This is a genomic window from Morganella sp. EGD-HP17 (assembly GCF_000512315.2).
Taxonomy (GTDB): Bacteria; Pseudomonadota; Gammaproteobacteria; order Enterobacterales; family Enterobacteriaceae; genus Morganella; species Morganella morganii.
The window spans coordinates 1-13,594 of record NZ_AZRH01000019.1 but is presented as its reverse complement, the minus strand read 5'-3'; the positions used below and the strand labels follow the sequence as shown (position 1 = coordinate 13,594).

Below are 13,594 nucleotides of genomic sequence, written 5' to 3'. Positions count from 1 at the left end.
CCCTTTATCTCAAATCAGGATATCTATTATGGAAAATAACAATATTTTATCAAACAGAAGAAAGTCATTCACTGATGCTTTCTTTCATCATCTGAAAAAGAAAGGTAAGTCAGCATCGTTTAAACGCTCTGTAGATGGTGTGAAATATCAGATTGATTTAGATGCTGAGGTACTGACACAAGCGCTGATATCGCTTTATGAAAACAAAGCATGCAAAGACGCAGGGTATACAGAACAACAGATAATTAACTCATATGCAAATTACTACAACGATTACGGAAATATCACACCAGATGGTGAAATGTTTATCAGTTTAATCACAGAGTTAATTGCTGAAAACATGCACAGAAAGGAATTTAAGAATGAGCCTGTTTAATGAACTGATGATATCCGGCAGCAACTTAGAAAAGCGGAAATTATATCGCCGTGCAGCAGAGCAATATAACAAGGCATTTCATTTAGCCGAGCCCGGTAACGGTGCCGTATTAAGTAAGCAGGAAAAAACAAGCAAACAGGCAATGGAACGCTGCCTGATTAAATCAAAAATTAAAATCGCAGAGGGTTTGTGATGGGCAAAAGAAAACGTAGCAGAACGCAACAAGGTTTCGCGGGCATGACTATTGCTCAGGGGATGAGTTTAGAAAGGGATGAAGTTAAAGATTATACCAATGTCTGCAAACACTTATCTCAATTTGAAAAATGTGGCGATGAAATTCGGATGCCATTAAACAGAAAACAACGCCGGTTAGCCAAAAGATTAAAAATTGAATTAAAGGAAGTTTAATTATGAACGAATTAATCAGTATGCAAAACAATATCATCATGTCCAGTTTAGAATTTTTAGACAACATTATTAATCCGGCCAGAACTTCATGCGGTGAGCCAGAGGTTAAAAATACACATTTTGTCAAACGGATAGAGGATGAACTGGACGATTTACCAGCGGTAAAAATTATTTACCGCTATGGAAATGAAGTCCGATCCTACGATTTGAACATGGATCAGTTAATGCTGGTCGGAATGCGCGAATCAAAAGCGGTTCGTCGCTCCGTGCTCGCCACTCTTAAATCACTTGGTCAGCCTGAACCAAAATCACAGGCAGAAATTATCGCCGCAATGGCTATCGCAAACCTTGAGAGTGAGCGCCGAATATCCAGCGTAGAACACAAGGTCGACCATGTTCATGAGGCTGTTGAGCAAATCAAGCAGGGGACCATACCTGCCGGCTGGATCGGCTATTCACTGGCCAAAACAAAATCAGGTATGACCGTCGATAAATGCAAAACACTGGTGAAGCAATTCAATATCCGCAAGGACCAAATAACCATACTCACGCCGGAAAGGGTTCCACGCCCGATGGCGATCATCCCTGAATCTGAGTTTATGGAAGCTTTCAGATTGATGATGAGTGAGGCGGAATTACGCGGGGCACGTTGGTATCACCCGAAAATGGGATTGTTTCAGGCTATCGGCTGGGAGGACAAATAATGGAAACGACAAAATACGCAGTAACTTACCTGGGCAATTATCCGTGTGGCCACCGTCATGCCCTGACTGTCACAGTGACGGCTCAGGATGCAGGTTCGGCTATTGAAAAAGCGCAGGAAGCCTTTGATGACGAGCGGATCACCTCAACCAATCACATGCTTCATGCAGTGGTTCCGGTCGGGTTCAGTACCAGCATGATGGCTGAAGTCGATATGTGCCCGCCGCGCAGTGAGATTGAGCTGCAACCCTGCCCTTTCTGCGGTAATGACGACATCAAGCTGAATAGTACCAGCTGGGATGGTGAATACCTGTATACCGTCCGCTGTGACTGCTGCGGTTCCAGTCAGCCCGAAGACACTCTGGAAACTGCCGTGCGCGTATGGAATCAGCGTGAAGCACTGCAAACAGCGGAGGTTAAATAATTATGAACTTTACTGATACCGGCAATGGCGTCCTTTCTGACGACGGCACCCTGATCACTTACTCAGATTCAGTCAGCGCCCTTGAGTCAGGCAAATATGACAAAGATTTATTAAGCGGTTTGTATCTGGCCGCTGCCGTCATGGGAAAGTTAGCTGATGATCCTGACACTCTGACGCCTGTGCAGCGCGTTTCAATATGGCGCTGGGTGGTAGCCGCCTGCTTTATCCGGGAGCAGCAGGCAAAGAACGGCACTGTTGAAGTTCCGAATGATGAAGGCGGTACTGATCTTGCGACTATTTACAGTAACGGCGAATCAGCACTGACTATTTACCCAGCACCTCTGCGCCTTTCACTGAGTGAAGTGCTGGAACAAATCATGATCGATACATTCGGAAATGATTACTGGGCTGATTTCACTATCAAAACCTATATAGATTTTATTGAAATCTCTGTTGAACACGGGCCACGGCTATCAGAAAAGGGACGCGAAGGTCTGTGCCTTCTTCGTGATGGTTATATCCGCGAGCTGGAAGCTAATGGCAGTTTTCCTGCAATGCCCACCATGCACTAAGGACGGTGAAAAATGAAAATCGAATTTATCTCAAACGGCAACATAGCCAAGGTGGTGATCCATTCCTTCATCACCGAACACAGGAAACTGAACCGCCTGGTTGACGCGGCCCTGCTCCGTACTCCGGTTCAGCAATCAACTACCGGCCTGTTATTCCGCATGACGACTATCTACGGCAAGCAGAACCATATCCGCCGGGCACATAAGATTATCTGCCGGGAGGTGTCACGATGAGCCAGCAGGAAGAAGATTACGAAATCGGTGTGTACGACGACCCGCTGATAAAGGCGATCCACCATGTGGATGACGGACGGGATTATACGCAGCGGATTATTCACGATATGCGCCAGCGGTATTACATCAGAGCGGGGATATACCTTCCCCGCCCACCAGCTCCACAGGTCGTTGCGCCGAAGTTAACCCCGACAATGACGGGTAAAAAATGGAATAAGAAAGTCAGGAAGGTGAGCCATGAACAAACAATTTGAAGCGATGATCCGCCGCATGTACGGCAGCCGGTACAGTTTAGAGCGGGACATGGAAGGCAATTACGCCCGTGAAATTGTTCGCCGCATGTTTGAAGTCTGGCGTGCTGCTAAGGGGATAAAATGATGAAAGCAACTGATCTGCACCTGGTGCAAATTATCACGGCCGCCGGTCATGACCCGTCTGATATTACAGATGCTGTCTGGGCTGCCGGTTACCGGAAAACAGACTTTACCACTGAGCAGGTTATCGAAATGGCGGTTAATCAGACCGCCGATACGGTGCTGAACGGCTTCCCTGTTGAGACACTACCTAAAACGCTGGATGACCTCAGTCAGTACCATCTGAATGGGATTATCTTTGAAGCAAAGTGGGAAGGTACACCTGCAGCAGTGGCAAATACAATATTGATGAACGGGTACAAAAAGGAGTGTGAGAAATGAGCGATTACTGGAGCACGGCGGAGGTTGCCGCTTTTCTGAAAGTAACGGATAAAACCATCATTCGGTGGGCGGGATCGGGAAAACAGAAAAAAGACGGTTTCCCGAAACCCAAATATACGACGAAGCAACATCAATTTGATCCGGAAGAGATCATCGCGTGGCGCTCTGGTAAACGATTTTATTAACCTTATCCCACCACTTTTCATAAGCATCGCGCTGTTCATCAAGGTAGGTGTGCTTATCGTACACCTGCCATACTCCCGGCAATTTGTGACCTAACATAATTTCAGCGACATGAGGCATGGTTAGGTCAGATATACCGGTACGCATGGTTTTGCGCAGATCATGGATTGACCAGGTTTTATAGTCATCACAGTTGGCAGCCATTTTCTTGTTCAGAATTTGCATTATCGGACCCTGGCTACCTTCTATCATTTTACTTCCGTCTGCTGTCGTAAAAAGATAAATGCCACCACTCATCGATATAGCCTCAGATATCATAGCCTTTGCTGGCTCAATGATTGGTCGGGTAAGTGGCTTATTATTTCTATTTCCGGTTTTGTGATTTTCAGGCGGAACAGTCCAAACGCCAGAGTCAAAGTCAAAATCAGTTATTTTTGCTTTCAGGAGTTCACCAATCCGGCAACCAAACAACAATGCCAATTTGATAATAAGCCGGTTTCTCGGGTTGTATTTTTCATCATCAATCAGCCTGAAAAGCAGTGATATTTCATCATCCGACAATACGCGGTCGCCCTGCCTGCTCTTAACTCCAAGATCCACTGGTGACAAATCACTTAACGGATTTGTAGTTATGATACCCCGCCTTATCCCCCAACGATGAGCAGCCTTAGCGTAACGAAGAATGCGGGCTGCTATAGCCGGTTTGTTTTTGCTTACATCCTCGAGGAGGGATAACCATACGTGCAGATGGGTGTCATTATGGGGCAGCATCCCGATTTTAGGGAAAACATAAATCTCAAAAGACCTTAGTAGCTCATCGGCTCTGACCTGTGATTTTTTTACTGCCTTTTCCCACCACTCGCGAATAACAGTCTCAACCGTGCAGGATGTGATGGCCTCCTGCCTTTTGATGCGCTTCACTACTTTTGGGTTGCGGTGCTGCTCAATTTCGCCACGATAAAACACCGCGCTGTCCCGGGCCTCTTTGAGGCCGGTAGCAGGATAAGTACCTATGTCGATACGTTCACCTTTATCGCCCCACCGATACCGAAATTGAAATACAACCTTACCCAATGGCGTAACCCTGACAGACAAGCCATCCCTGTCCGATTTTGTCAGCATTTTTTGTTGCGGCCTTCCATTCACAGAACGAAGCCAGGAGTCGGTGATTGCCATATTATTTCCCCGTTAAATACTCTGGGGGAAATGATAATTCATGTACATGAATATGTACACAAATCTTATGCGCCACCGCGGATGTTAAATTACTGCCAAGCACCACGAATCACCGCAAATTACATAATGCCATTTAATATCAATTGATTAAATCCAAATTGACGAGGTTTCGTGAACAATAAAGCCCTCGTGGTCACCTTTACGAACATGAGATAGTATTTACTATCAAAATATTAAGTACTTATTTATAAGAAGAACGGACTTGGCTGGAAGAGCTTCTCCACCTCGGGTACGTGGCGTTTGTCAGTGATGAACAGCACGACATGGTCTCCCTGTTCAATACTGTGCTCGTCATTCGCAATAATAACCTGCTCATCTCTGACAATCGCACCAATAATAGTGCCCGGCGGGAGCTTAATATCGGCAATTTTGCGTCCGACAACTTTTGACGTATTTTCATCGCCATGTGCGATAGCCTCAATCGCCTCAGCAACACCGCGTCGTAATGACGATACACTGACAATATCTGCTTTACGCACATGGCCGAGTAATGCAGAAATGGTGGCCTGCTGCGGGGAGATAGCGATATCAATCACGCCGCCCTGGACCAGATCCACATAGGCACTGCGCTGGATAAGCACCATTGCTTTCTTGGCACCCATGCGCTTGGCGAGCATCGCGGACATAATATTGGCTTCGTCATCGTTGGTCAGGGCAATAAAGACGTCAACCTGCTCAATATGTTCTTCTGCTAATAATTCCTGATCAGAGGCATCTCCATAAAAAACAATGGTGTCATGCAGCAGCTCAGCGAGGTCGGTTGCCCGGTTGGCGTTGTGCTCGATTAGTTTGACGTTATAGTCTTTCTCGATACGCAGTGCCAGACCGGCGCCGACGTTCCCGCCGCCGACAATCATGATCCGCTTATACGGTTTTTCCAGACGCTGTAATTCACTCATTACTGCACGGATATGCTCGGATGCGGCAACAAAGAATACTTCATCACCGGCTTCGATGATGGTTGAACCCTGCGGACGAATCGGTCTGTCCTGGCGGAAGATAGCCACAACCCGGGTTTCAATATGCGGCATATGCTCGCGCAGGCTGGAAAGGGCGTTTCCGACCAGCGAGCCGCCGTAATAGGCTTTCACGGCGACAATACTGACGCGCCCTTCGGCAAAATTCACAACCTGGAAAGCACCGGGGTACTGAATAAGCTTATAGATACTGTCGATCACTAACTGCTCGGGGGCGATCAGGTGATCGATCGGGATCGCTTCCGGTAAAAATAATTTATCAGCTTCCCGGACATATTCAGAAGATCGGATACGGGCGATCTTATTTGGCGTATTGAACAGCGTGTATGCAACCTGACAGGCGATCATATTGGTTTCATCGGAGTTGGTCACTGCGACGAGCATATCCGCGTCTTCCGCGCCCGCTTCCCGCAGTACCCGCGGATGAGAGCCAGCACCGTTTATTACCCGGAGATCGAATTTATCCTGTAACTGACGCAGCCTGTCCGGGTTGGTATCCACAACAGTAATATCGTTGTTTTCATCCACTAAGTTTTCTGCCAGTGTGCCGCCGACCTGACCGGCACCGAGAATAATAATTTTCATATAAATGATCGTCCGGGTTGTTTATCAGGCAGAAAGTGCCTGTTTAACCAGTTTAGCGTAAAAAAATCCGTCTCCGCTCTGCGCATCCGGCAGCATCTGGTAGCCTGTTGCCGGTGTATCGGTTAATACAGCATCACGGTGCGAAGAGAGGAAATTATTTATCTGATGAATATTCTCTTCCGGTAATACAGAACAGGTTGCATAGACCAGTGTGCCGCCGGGTTTGAGATAAGGCCAGACAGCGTCCAGAATTTCCCGTTGCAGTGCCGCCAGCTCATTGATGTCATTATCACGGCGCAGCCATTTAATGTCCGGATGGCGGCGGATAACGCCGGTCGCGGAGCAAGGTGCATCCAGCAAAATGCGATCGAATGTCTGTGATTCTGCCCATTGTTCCGGATAACGGCCGTCACCGGTTTTCACCACCGCGTTTTGTTTAAGTCGTTGTAAATTCTCATTAACCCGGGTTAAACGCTGTTTATCCACATCAACAGCCATGACATGAGCGCGGGGCGCTATCTCTAAAATGTGGGTGGTCTTCCCGCCGGGTGCCGCGCACAAATCTAAAATAGTCTCATCATTCTGCGGATCAAGTAGTAATGCACAGCCCTGAGCGGAGCTGTCCTGCACGGTGACCCAGCCATCAGCAAACCCGGGCAGATCAGTGACCGGGCAGGGAACTGCCAGACGCAGTGCATCCGGATATGCCGGATTATAAAAGGCTTCAATATCCTTCTCTGTCAGCAGCGCCTGATATTCCTGAGCGGAATGATGGTTACGGTTAACCCGTAGCCACATCGGCGGTTTTTCATTATTTGCCGTAATAACAGCTTCCCAGTTGTCAGGATATGCCGCCTGAATCCGCGACAGCAGCCATTTCGGATGCAGCCAGCGGCTTTCATTATTAGCAAAACGCTCGGACAACACCTGCTCCTGACGCTGGAACTGACGCAGCACGCCGTTAATCAGTCCTTTCAGCTGTGGTTTTTTCAGTGCCACAGCACCGTCAACCGTTTCGGATAGTGCTGCGTGTGCCGGGATCCGTGTATAACGGAGCTGATAAAAACCGACCAGAATCAGATAATGCAGTACCCGCTGCTTACCGGTCAGCGGTTTTGCCATCAGCTGCTGGCTGTACCATTCAAGCTCCGGCAGCACCCGCATCACACCAAAACATAATTCCTGCAGTAATGCTTTATCTTTCGGGTTGATATCCCGCTGATATTCAGGCAGAAGTGCGCTGAGTGACTGTCCCTGATCCAGGACCTGGCTGATGATACGGGCAGCAATGCTGCGTAAGTTATAGCTGTTTTTCATTGTGATTCCGGTATGCCGGCAAGCGATAAAGAGAAAGGGGGACCGGCATACCACGCGGGGAATGCCGGTTATGAAACAAAATTACAGTGAATTTCCCGGGGTAAACCATTCTTTGCGGGAATTCAGAATATCAGCGGCTGACATCGGTTTTTTCCCGGCAGGCTGTAACTGTGTGATATTCAGGATCCCTTCTGCAGTGGCAACCTGAATGCCGTTTTTATCCGCACGGATAACCGTTCCCGGCGCTGCGGAAGTCTGTTCCGCAATCGCATTGGCCTGCCAGACTTTCACCGGCTGCTCATCAATCACCATATAACTGATTGGCCACGGATTGAAGGCACGTATACAGCGGTCTAACTGTGCGGCAGAAAGAGACCAGTCCAGCCGGGCTTCTTCTTTGCTCAGTTTTTCTGCATAGGTAACCAGGGTGTCATCCTGTTTTTCAGGGCGGAGTGCATTCTGACACACCAGAGACAGTGTCTGTAACAGTGCCTGCGGGCCGATACCGGCGAGTTTTTCATACAGGGATGCACTGGTATCTTCTGATGTGATATCACACTCAGCTTTATACAGCATATCGCCGGTATCCAGGCCGGCATCCATCTGCATGATGGTGACCCCGGTTTTGGTATCACCGGCCCACAATGCACGCTGGATAGGCGCCGCACCACGCCATGCCGGTAACAGGGAACCGTGAACATTCAGGCATCCAAGACGCGGAATATCCAGCACTGCCTGCGGCAAAATCATCCCGTAGGCTACGACAATCATAATGTCCGCCTGCTGGTCACGTATCCACTGGTGATTTTCTTCTTTGCGCAGCGTGGATGGCTGGAAAACAGGAATATCGTGCTGCTGTGCCAGTTCTTTTACCGGGCCCGCGGTGATTTTTTTCCCGCGGCCGGCAGGGCGATCCGGCATGGTTAAGACGCCAACGACATTGTGCTCTGACTGAATCAGGGCATCGAGGTGACGTGCGGCAAAATCAGGCGTTCCTGCAAAGATAATACGTAATGAATCTGACACGTTGCTTTCCTGTAAAAATAATAATGCCATAAACAATAACAGTGCCCGTGCGCTGCTGCGGTCTGTGGCAGATAAAGACTGCGGGTATTAAGACCGGGCTCTGAGTCTGTCCAGTTTTTCGACTTTCTGACGGATGCGCTGGCGCTTCATAGCGGAAAGGTAATCGACAAATAATTTACCTTCCAGGTGATCCATTTCATGCTGGATACAAATTGCCAGCAGATCGCCGGTTTCCAGCTCGAAAGGCTCGCCGTTATAGTCCAGCGCCCGGATTTTAACGTGCTCAGCACGCGGTACGAATGCCCGCTGCTCAGGAATCGATAAACAACCTTCTTCGATTCCGGCTTCTCCGGATTTTTCCAGCAGTTCCGGGTTGATCAGCACCAGGCGCTCATTCCGCTCTTCTGACACATCAATCACGATAATGCGCTGGTGGATATCAACCTGAGTGGCTGCCAGACCAATACCTTCTTCGTCGTACATGGTTTCGAACATATCATCGACAATCTTCTGAATGCCGGCATCGACTTTTTCAACCGGCTTTGCAATCTTGCGAAGCCGCTCGTCGGGATAATGTAATACAGTTAATAACGCCATAGATTTTTTCGTGTTCTATCTAAAAAATGGATGGAAATTAATGTCTATTCTAGACAGTTATCAGCCTGATTGACAGTATTGCCCGCAGCGGACACCGCATTTTTATCACAGGCTCAGTCAGGATGGCGCAATGGATGAAAGGGAAATTTGGTTACGTCTGGCGTGTATCAGGCGGTTAAGTGCACATCATGCTGTCAGTGCTGCGACAATACTGACAGAGACCTGCACACAGAAAAACGGTGAGATCCGCCGCCAGTTACATCAGTGCGGACTTACACTGGTACAGTGTCAGCAATTCATGAATGTGAATACATCCAGGCTGAAAACGGCACTTATATGGGCTGATTCACCGGGTAACATGATATTACCCCTGTCATCACCACACTATCCGTTTTTATTAAAGCAGATCTATTCACCTCCGCTTGTGCTTTTTGTGGCAGGGCAGTATGAGGTGTTATCTGCCCCGCAGGTCAGTATGGTGGGCAGCCGCGCGGTTACCCATTACGGCGAAAAGTGGGGGGACTGTTTTACCCGGCATCTTGTGCAGCACAATCTGGTGATAACCAGCGGCCTGGCTGCGGGCGTGGACGGATGCTGCCATAAGGCGGCGCTGGCATCAGGCGGAAAGACGGTTGCGGTATCCGGCAGCGGGCTGTCTCATATTTATCCCGCAAAACACCGGTCGCTGGCAGAGGAGATTACAGAAAATGGCGCACTTATCTCTGAATATTTTCCGGATGTACCGCCGCTGGCCAAAAACTTTCCCCGCCGTAACCGGATAATCAGCGGGTTAAGCCGTCTGCTGATTGTGATTGAGGCCGGACGGCGCAGCGGGTCATTAATTACGGCACAATGCGCACTGGAACAGGGGCGGGATGTATTTACGTTACCGGCGGTGCTTGGTAATCCGGCGTATGAGGGTAATCACTGGTTGTTGCAGCAGGGCGCCTATATTGCGACAGCACCGGCTGATATCACGGATCATCTCGCGCTGGATATGCAGTGGCTGGCGCTGCCGCCGGTCACGGAAGCACCGGAAGTGATTATCACACCGGTACAGGAGGAACTGCCGTTTGCACATGTGCTGATTAATGTGGATGATGAACCGACACCGGCAGATATCATTGCCGCTCGGTGTGAGCTGCCGGTCACAGAGGTGACAACACAACTGCTGCAGCTGGAGTTATCAGGTAAAATAGCCGTGGTCAGCGGGGGATATATCCGCCTGCATCACTGAACGGTATCGGCGTAAGGTAAAATTATCATGTCAAAATCAACGGCGGAATGCTGTCCGGAATGCGGCGGAGAGCTGGTTATCCGTAATGGTGCCCACGGGCCTTTTTTCGGCTGTTCTGCTTATCCGGAATGTGATTACATCCGTCCACTGAAAGCCGGTACTGACGGGCATATCATCAAAGTGCTGGACGGACAGTTGTGCCCGCAGTGCGGCGGGACGCTGGTGCTGCGCCAGGGGCGCTACGGGATGTTTATCGGCTGCGGAAATTTTCCGGAATGTGAATATATTGCATCTATTGATTCACCAGATGAAACGACGGTGGCCTGTCCGCAGTGCCATGATGGTAAGTTACTTCAGCGTAAGTCACGGTTCGGTAAAGTTTTTTATGCCTGTAACCGCTATCCTGCCTGCCAGTTTTCACTGAACAGCAAACCGGTTGCCGGTGAGTGTCAGTATTGTGGTTATCCGCTGCTGGTGGAAAAAAGGACATCAACAGGCGTAAGATTAAGTTGTGCGAGTAAAGCCTGCGCAAAACGACAAAAAGAACAAAATGAGAATAATGATGAATCATAATCAAACCACAGCAAATTTCGACACAATTATAAAAGCCCTGAATAACCACGAAGTTATCGCATATCCGACAGAGGCTGTTTTTGGCCTGGGTTGTGATCCTGACAGTGAGCAGGCCGTGATGGCGCTGCTGGATCTGAAACAGCGCCCGTGGGAAAAAGGACTGATTCTGATCGCAGATAACTATGATCAGGTAAAACCTTATATTGATGACTCACGGCTGACAGATGAGCAGCGTGAAGCGATGTTTGCCTCCTGGCCGGGCCCGGTGACCTGGGTGATCCCGGCAAAACCCGCCACACCAAAATGGCTGACCGGCCGTTTTGACTCGCTGGCTGTCCGCGTGACAGATCATCCGGTGGTCAAAGCATTATGTCAGTCGTACGGCAAACCGGTGGTCTCCACCAGTGCGAACCTGAGCGGGCTGGAGCCGTGCCGGACAACTGATGAAGTAAATGCACAGTTTAACGGACGGATCCCGGTGGTTGACGGGCTGGTCGGCGGGCGGAAAAATCCGTCTGAGATCCGTGATGCACTGACAGGGCAGTTATACCGCCAGGGCTGACAGAACACCAAAAGGACCCGGAATGAAAAAATTTGCCGTTTTTGGCCATCCGATTGCACACAGTCAGTCACCTTTTATTCATCAGGAATTTGCCGGACAGTTTGGTATTGAGCTGAGTTATGAACGGATCCTCTCTCCGCTCGACGGCTTCCGCGACAGCGTTTCTGCATTTTTTGCTGCAGGCGGGCTGGGGGCGAATGTCACACTGCCTTTTAAAGAGCAGGCACATGCGCTGGCGGATGAGCTGAGTGAACGGGCACAGGTCTGCGGTGCGGTAAACACCCTGTATCTGACAGAAGATAAACGGCTGGCAGGGGATAATACCGACGGTGAAGGGCTGGTAATTGATTTGCAGCGGCTGATGTTTATCCGCCCCGGCGACAGTATTCTGCTGATTGGTGCAGGTGGCGCAGCCCGCGGCGCGTTGCTGTCTCTGTTGCTGGCAGGTTGCGCTGTTACCGTTACTAACCGGACATTCAGCAAAGCGCAGTCTCTGGCTGAGCGGTTTGCCGGTCACGGAAAAGTCAGTGCAATGCCTGTCAGTGAAACCGGAACGACCGGATTTTCACTGATTATTAATGCCACATCATCCGGGGTGGACGGCGTGGTTCCGCAAATCCCTCAGTCATTACTGAATCCGTCTGTTGCCTGTTACGATATGTTTTACCGTACGGGGCTGACACCTTTTCTGCAGCTTGCCGCAGATAACGGTGTAACCCGGTATGCTGACGGGCTGGGTATGCTGGCTGGTCAGGCGGCTTTTGCATTCAGGTTATGGCATGGTGTATTGCCGGATATTGCACCGGTACTGACAAAACTCAAACAGAAGATGACATCATGAACCAGTCCATTCAGTTTCCGGACCGCGAATCACGGGATGATGATCGGGAGTGCATTGTTTTTCCGGTGATGATCAACGGCTTTTTATCAGATTGCCGCGTCTCTGCACAATACCTGCAATCCCGTTACGGAACGGCTCCCGGGGAGGATATGCTGGTTCTCTTCCGCCGGAACCGCTGGGATCTGGAGGAAGAGTTTGCGGAATTCATTGAAAAAGGTGAGGCGGATGAGCCGCCTTACCGGTTGCCCTGTGACAGATAATTATTTTTCCACATAACATAGTTATTGGCTGAATATTTCAGCCCTTCATATTCTTCCGGTTTCAGCGGACGGACGGCTTTGGCAGGGCTGCCGAGATACAGGTAGCCGCTTTCCAGACGTTTGCCGGGAGAGACCAGACTGCCCGCGCCGATAATTACATCATCCTCTACCACCACTCCGTCCAGCAGGATTGAACCCATACCGACCAGGACACGGTTACCGATAGTGCAGCCGTGCAGCATCACTTTATGGCCGACGGTAACATCCTCACCGATAATCAGCGGGTGACCGGCCGGGTTATCTGCCGTCTGGTGAGTGACATGTAATACGGAGCCGTCCTGAATATTGGTACGCTGACCAATCTGAATGTAATTGACATCTCCCCGGGCAACAACCAGCGGCCAGATACCGACATCATCAGCCAGACGCACATCACCGATAATGACGGAGGAGTCATCGATCATGACATTTTTACCGACAGAAGGGGTTAATGTCAGATAGGGACGGAGTTTATTCACAATAATTACCTCAGAATATAAATGTATTTTGGTGATCTTAATGAGAGAGTTTACCGGAGGCAATGCAACTTTCGGGCATAATTGCCGGAAAATAAGACATGATGCTCAAAAGACAGACAGTTAATAAGAAAATTCAAAAAAAAGGTTGTGCAAAACGAAAAGCTCCCTATAATGCGCCACCACTGACACGGAACAACGCGATAACACGCGGTTCCGGCAGAAAGAGAAAAAGCGGAAAGTTGAAAAACAACGCTTGACTCAAAGGGGCTGA

Annotated in this window: 22 protein-coding genes; 16 read left to right on the top strand and 6 right to left on the bottom strand. The window is 49.3% G+C overall.

Annotated features, from left to right (window positions below; all coding sequences use genetic code 11):
- The first annotated feature begins 28 nt into the window (after positions 1-28).
- From X965_RS16675 to X965_RS16630, 11 genes are read left to right on the top strand one after another with little or no spacing between them, the layout of a single operon-like run.
- Positions 29-376 (top strand): hypothetical protein, encoded by a 348-nt coding sequence (locus tag X965_RS16675; RefSeq protein WP_036419008.1) that lies wholly within the window; start codon positions 29-31, stop codon positions 374-376.
- On the top strand, positions 363-569 hold the full coding sequence (locus X965_RS16670) for a hypothetical protein (RefSeq protein ID WP_036419004.1): 207 nt from the start codon (positions 363-365) through the stop codon (positions 567-569). The genes X965_RS16675 and X965_RS16670 overlap by 14 nt, the downstream gene beginning before the upstream one ends.
- On the top strand, positions 569-784 hold the full coding sequence (locus tag X965_RS16665) for a hypothetical protein (protein WP_036419001.1): 216 nt from the start codon (positions 569-571) through the stop codon (positions 782-784). Before X965_RS16670 ends, X965_RS16665 begins: the two co-directional genes overlap by 1 nt.
- 2 nt (positions 785-786) lie before the next feature.
- Positions 787-1,488, top strand: coding sequence for a hypothetical protein (locus X965_RS16660; protein ID WP_051997354.1), 702 nt, complete (start codon positions 787-789; stop codon positions 1,486-1,488).
- Complete coding sequence (locus X965_RS19805; RefSeq protein ID WP_051997353.1) at positions 1,488-1,910, top strand: Lar family restriction alleviation protein; 423 nt, start codon at positions 1,488-1,490, stop codon at positions 1,908-1,910. Before X965_RS16660 ends, X965_RS19805 begins: the two co-directional genes overlap by 1 nt.
- Positions 1,911-1,912: 2 nt before the next feature.
- Positions 1,913-2,482: a hypothetical protein gene (locus tag X965_RS16650; RefSeq protein ID WP_036418999.1), complete on the top strand. Its 570-nt coding sequence runs from the start codon at positions 1,913-1,915 to the stop codon at positions 2,480-2,482.
- Between the two features lie 12 nt (positions 2,483-2,494).
- Positions 2,495-2,716, top strand: a complete 222-nt coding sequence (locus X965_RS16645) for a hypothetical protein (RefSeq protein ID WP_036418996.1) — start codon at positions 2,495-2,497, stop codon at positions 2,714-2,716.
- The gene (locus X965_RS16640; protein ID WP_036418993.1) at positions 2,713-2,970 is read left to right on the top strand and encodes a hypothetical protein; all 258 of its coding nucleotides are present in this window, start codon (positions 2,713-2,715) and stop codon (positions 2,968-2,970) included. Before X965_RS16645 ends, X965_RS16640 begins: the two co-directional genes overlap by 4 nt.
- Complete coding sequence (locus tag X965_RS19585) at positions 2,954-3,094, top strand: hypothetical protein (protein ID WP_165763933.1); 141 nt, start codon at positions 2,954-2,956, stop codon at positions 3,092-3,094. The genes X965_RS16640 and X965_RS19585 overlap by 17 nt, the downstream gene beginning before the upstream one ends.
- The gene (locus tag X965_RS16635) at positions 3,091-3,411 is read left to right on the top strand and encodes a hypothetical protein (RefSeq protein ID WP_082457293.1); all 321 of its coding nucleotides are present in this window, start codon (positions 3,091-3,093) and stop codon (positions 3,409-3,411) included. The genes X965_RS19585 and X965_RS16635 overlap by 4 nt, the downstream gene beginning before the upstream one ends.
- Complete coding sequence (locus X965_RS16630) at positions 3,408-3,596, top strand: DNA-binding protein (RefSeq protein ID WP_024473784.1); 189 nt, start codon at positions 3,408-3,410, stop codon at positions 3,594-3,596. Before X965_RS16635 ends, X965_RS16630 begins: the two co-directional genes overlap by 4 nt.
- Here the strand turns inward: X965_RS16630 and X965_RS16625 are convergent.
- From X965_RS16625 to def, 5 genes are all read right to left on the bottom strand, one after another.
- Positions 3,562-4,770: a site-specific integrase gene (locus tag X965_RS16625; protein ID WP_036418991.1), complete on the bottom strand. Its 1,209-nt coding sequence runs from the start codon at positions 4,768-4,770 to the stop codon at positions 3,562-3,564. The two genes, X965_RS16630 and X965_RS16625, sit on opposite strands and share 35 nt — an antisense overlap.
- Before the next feature lie 245 nt (positions 4,771-5,015).
- Entirely contained in the window at positions 5,016-6,392 is a 1,377-nt protein-coding gene (trkA, locus tag X965_RS16620; protein ID WP_036418988.1) for a Trk system potassium transporter TrkA, read from the bottom strand.
- 24 nt (positions 6,393-6,416) lie between these two features.
- On the bottom strand, positions 6,417-7,709 hold the full coding sequence (gene rsmB / locus X965_RS16615; RefSeq protein WP_004238604.1) for a 16S rRNA (cytosine(967)-C(5))-methyltransferase RsmB: 1,293 nt from the start codon (positions 7,707-7,709) through the stop codon (positions 6,417-6,419).
- 81 nt (positions 7,710-7,790) lie between these two features.
- On the bottom strand, positions 7,791-8,735 hold the full coding sequence (gene fmt / locus X965_RS16610; protein ID WP_015422328.1) for a methionyl-tRNA formyltransferase: 945 nt from the start codon (positions 8,733-8,735) through the stop codon (positions 7,791-7,793).
- Positions 8,736-8,822: 87 nt separating this feature from the next.
- A complete protein-coding gene (def, locus tag X965_RS16605; RefSeq protein WP_004238602.1) occupies positions 8,823-9,332 on the bottom strand; it encodes a peptide deformylase in 510 nt (169 codons plus the stop codon).
- Positions 9,333-9,462: 130 nt separating this feature from the next.
- On the opposite strand from def, the gene dprA reads away from it, so the two are divergent.
- Genes dprA through X965_RS16580 form a run of 5 tightly spaced genes read left to right on the top strand, consistent with a single transcriptional unit; the run spans position 9,463 to position 12,805 of the window.
- The gene (gene dprA, locus X965_RS16600) at positions 9,463-10,569 is read left to right on the top strand and encodes a DNA-processing protein DprA (protein ID WP_004238601.1); all 1,107 of its coding nucleotides are present in this window, start codon (positions 9,463-9,465) and stop codon (positions 10,567-10,569) included.
- Positions 10,570-10,596: 27 nt separating this feature from the next.
- Positions 10,597-11,142, top strand: coding sequence for a type I DNA topoisomerase (locus X965_RS16595; protein ID WP_004242257.1), 546 nt, complete (start codon positions 10,597-10,599; stop codon positions 11,140-11,142).
- A complete protein-coding gene (gene tsaC, locus X965_RS16590) occupies positions 11,132-11,704 on the top strand; it encodes an L-threonylcarbamoyladenylate synthase type 1 TsaC (RefSeq protein WP_004238599.1) in 573 nt (190 codons plus the stop codon). The genes X965_RS16595 and tsaC overlap by 11 nt, the downstream gene beginning before the upstream one ends.
- Positions 11,705-11,726: 22 nt before the next feature.
- The gene (gene aroE / locus X965_RS16585; protein WP_036418985.1) at positions 11,727-12,545 is read left to right on the top strand and encodes a shikimate dehydrogenase; all 819 of its coding nucleotides are present in this window, start codon (positions 11,727-11,729) and stop codon (positions 12,543-12,545) included.
- Complete coding sequence (locus X965_RS16580) at positions 12,542-12,805, top strand: DUF1488 domain-containing protein (RefSeq protein WP_036418982.1); 264 nt, start codon at positions 12,542-12,544, stop codon at positions 12,803-12,805. Before aroE ends, X965_RS16580 begins: the two co-directional genes overlap by 4 nt.
- Here the strand turns inward: X965_RS16580 and X965_RS16575 are convergent.
- Entirely contained in the window at positions 12,781-13,326 is a 546-nt protein-coding gene (locus X965_RS16575; protein ID WP_032099228.1) for a gamma carbonic anhydrase family protein, read from the bottom strand. The two genes, X965_RS16580 and X965_RS16575, sit on opposite strands and share 25 nt — an antisense overlap.
- Positions 13,327-13,594: the final 268 nt, after the last annotated feature.

Excerpts from the sequence above, each read along its gene's own strand:
- X965_RS16645 (WP_036418996.1), top strand. The coding sequence starts at position 2,495 with ATGAAAATCGAATTTATCTCAAACGGCAACATAGCCAAGGTGGTGATC.
- X965_RS16630 (WP_024473784.1), top strand. The coding sequence starts at position 3,408 with ATGAGCGATTACTGGAGCACGGCGGAGGTTGCCGCTTTTCTGAAAGTA.
- X965_RS16640 (WP_036418993.1), top strand. The coding sequence starts at position 2,713 with ATGAGCCAGCAGGAAGAAGATTACGAAATCGGTGTGTACGACGACCCG.
- X965_RS16665 (WP_036419001.1), top strand. The coding sequence starts at position 569 with ATGGGCAAAAGAAAACGTAGCAGAACGCAACAAGGTTTCGCGGGCATG.
- X965_RS16670 (WP_036419004.1), top strand. The coding sequence starts at position 363 with ATGAGCCTGTTTAATGAACTGATGATATCCGGCAGCAACTTAGAAAAG.
- trkA (WP_036418988.1), bottom strand. The coding sequence starts at position 6,392 with ATGAAAATTATTATTCTCGGTGCCGGTCAGGTCGGCGGCACACTGGCA.
- X965_RS19805 (WP_051997353.1), top strand. The coding sequence starts at position 1,488 with ATGGAAACGACAAAATACGCAGTAACTTACCTGGGCAATTATCCGTGT.
- X965_RS16595 (WP_004242257.1), top strand. The coding sequence starts at position 10,597 with ATGTCAAAATCAACGGCGGAATGCTGTCCGGAATGCGGCGGAGAGCTG.
- X965_RS19585 (WP_165763933.1), top strand. The coding sequence starts at position 2,954 with ATGAACAAACAATTTGAAGCGATGATCCGCCGCATGTACGGCAGCCGG.
- X965_RS16580 (WP_036418982.1), top strand. The coding sequence starts at position 12,542 with ATGAACCAGTCCATTCAGTTTCCGGACCGCGAATCACGGGATGATGAT.
- dprA (WP_004238601.1), top strand. The coding sequence starts at position 9,463 with ATGGATGAAAGGGAAATTTGGTTACGTCTGGCGTGTATCAGGCGGTTA.
- aroE (WP_036418985.1), top strand. The coding sequence starts at position 11,727 with ATGAAAAAATTTGCCGTTTTTGGCCATCCGATTGCACACAGTCAGTCA.
- X965_RS16675 (WP_036419008.1), top strand. The coding sequence starts at position 29 with ATGGAAAATAACAATATTTTATCAAACAGAAGAAAGTCATTCACTGAT.
- X965_RS16625 (WP_036418991.1), bottom strand. The coding sequence starts at position 4,770 with ATGGCAATCACCGACTCCTGGCTTCGTTCTGTGAATGGAAGGCCGCAA.
- rsmB (WP_004238604.1), bottom strand. The coding sequence starts at position 7,709 with ATGAAAAACAGCTATAACTTACGCAGCATTGCTGCCCGTATCATCAGC.
- def (WP_004238602.1), bottom strand. The coding sequence starts at position 9,332 with ATGGCGTTATTAACTGTATTACATTATCCCGACGAGCGGCTTCGCAAG.
- X965_RS16660 (WP_051997354.1), top strand. The coding sequence starts at position 787 with ATGAACGAATTAATCAGTATGCAAAACAATATCATCATGTCCAGTTTA.
- X965_RS16650 (WP_036418999.1), top strand. The coding sequence starts at position 1,913 with ATGAACTTTACTGATACCGGCAATGGCGTCCTTTCTGACGACGGCACC.
- X965_RS16635 (WP_082457293.1), top strand. The coding sequence starts at position 3,091 with ATGATGAAAGCAACTGATCTGCACCTGGTGCAAATTATCACGGCCGCC.
- tsaC (WP_004238599.1), top strand. The coding sequence starts at position 11,132 with ATGAATCATAATCAAACCACAGCAAATTTCGACACAATTATAAAAGCC.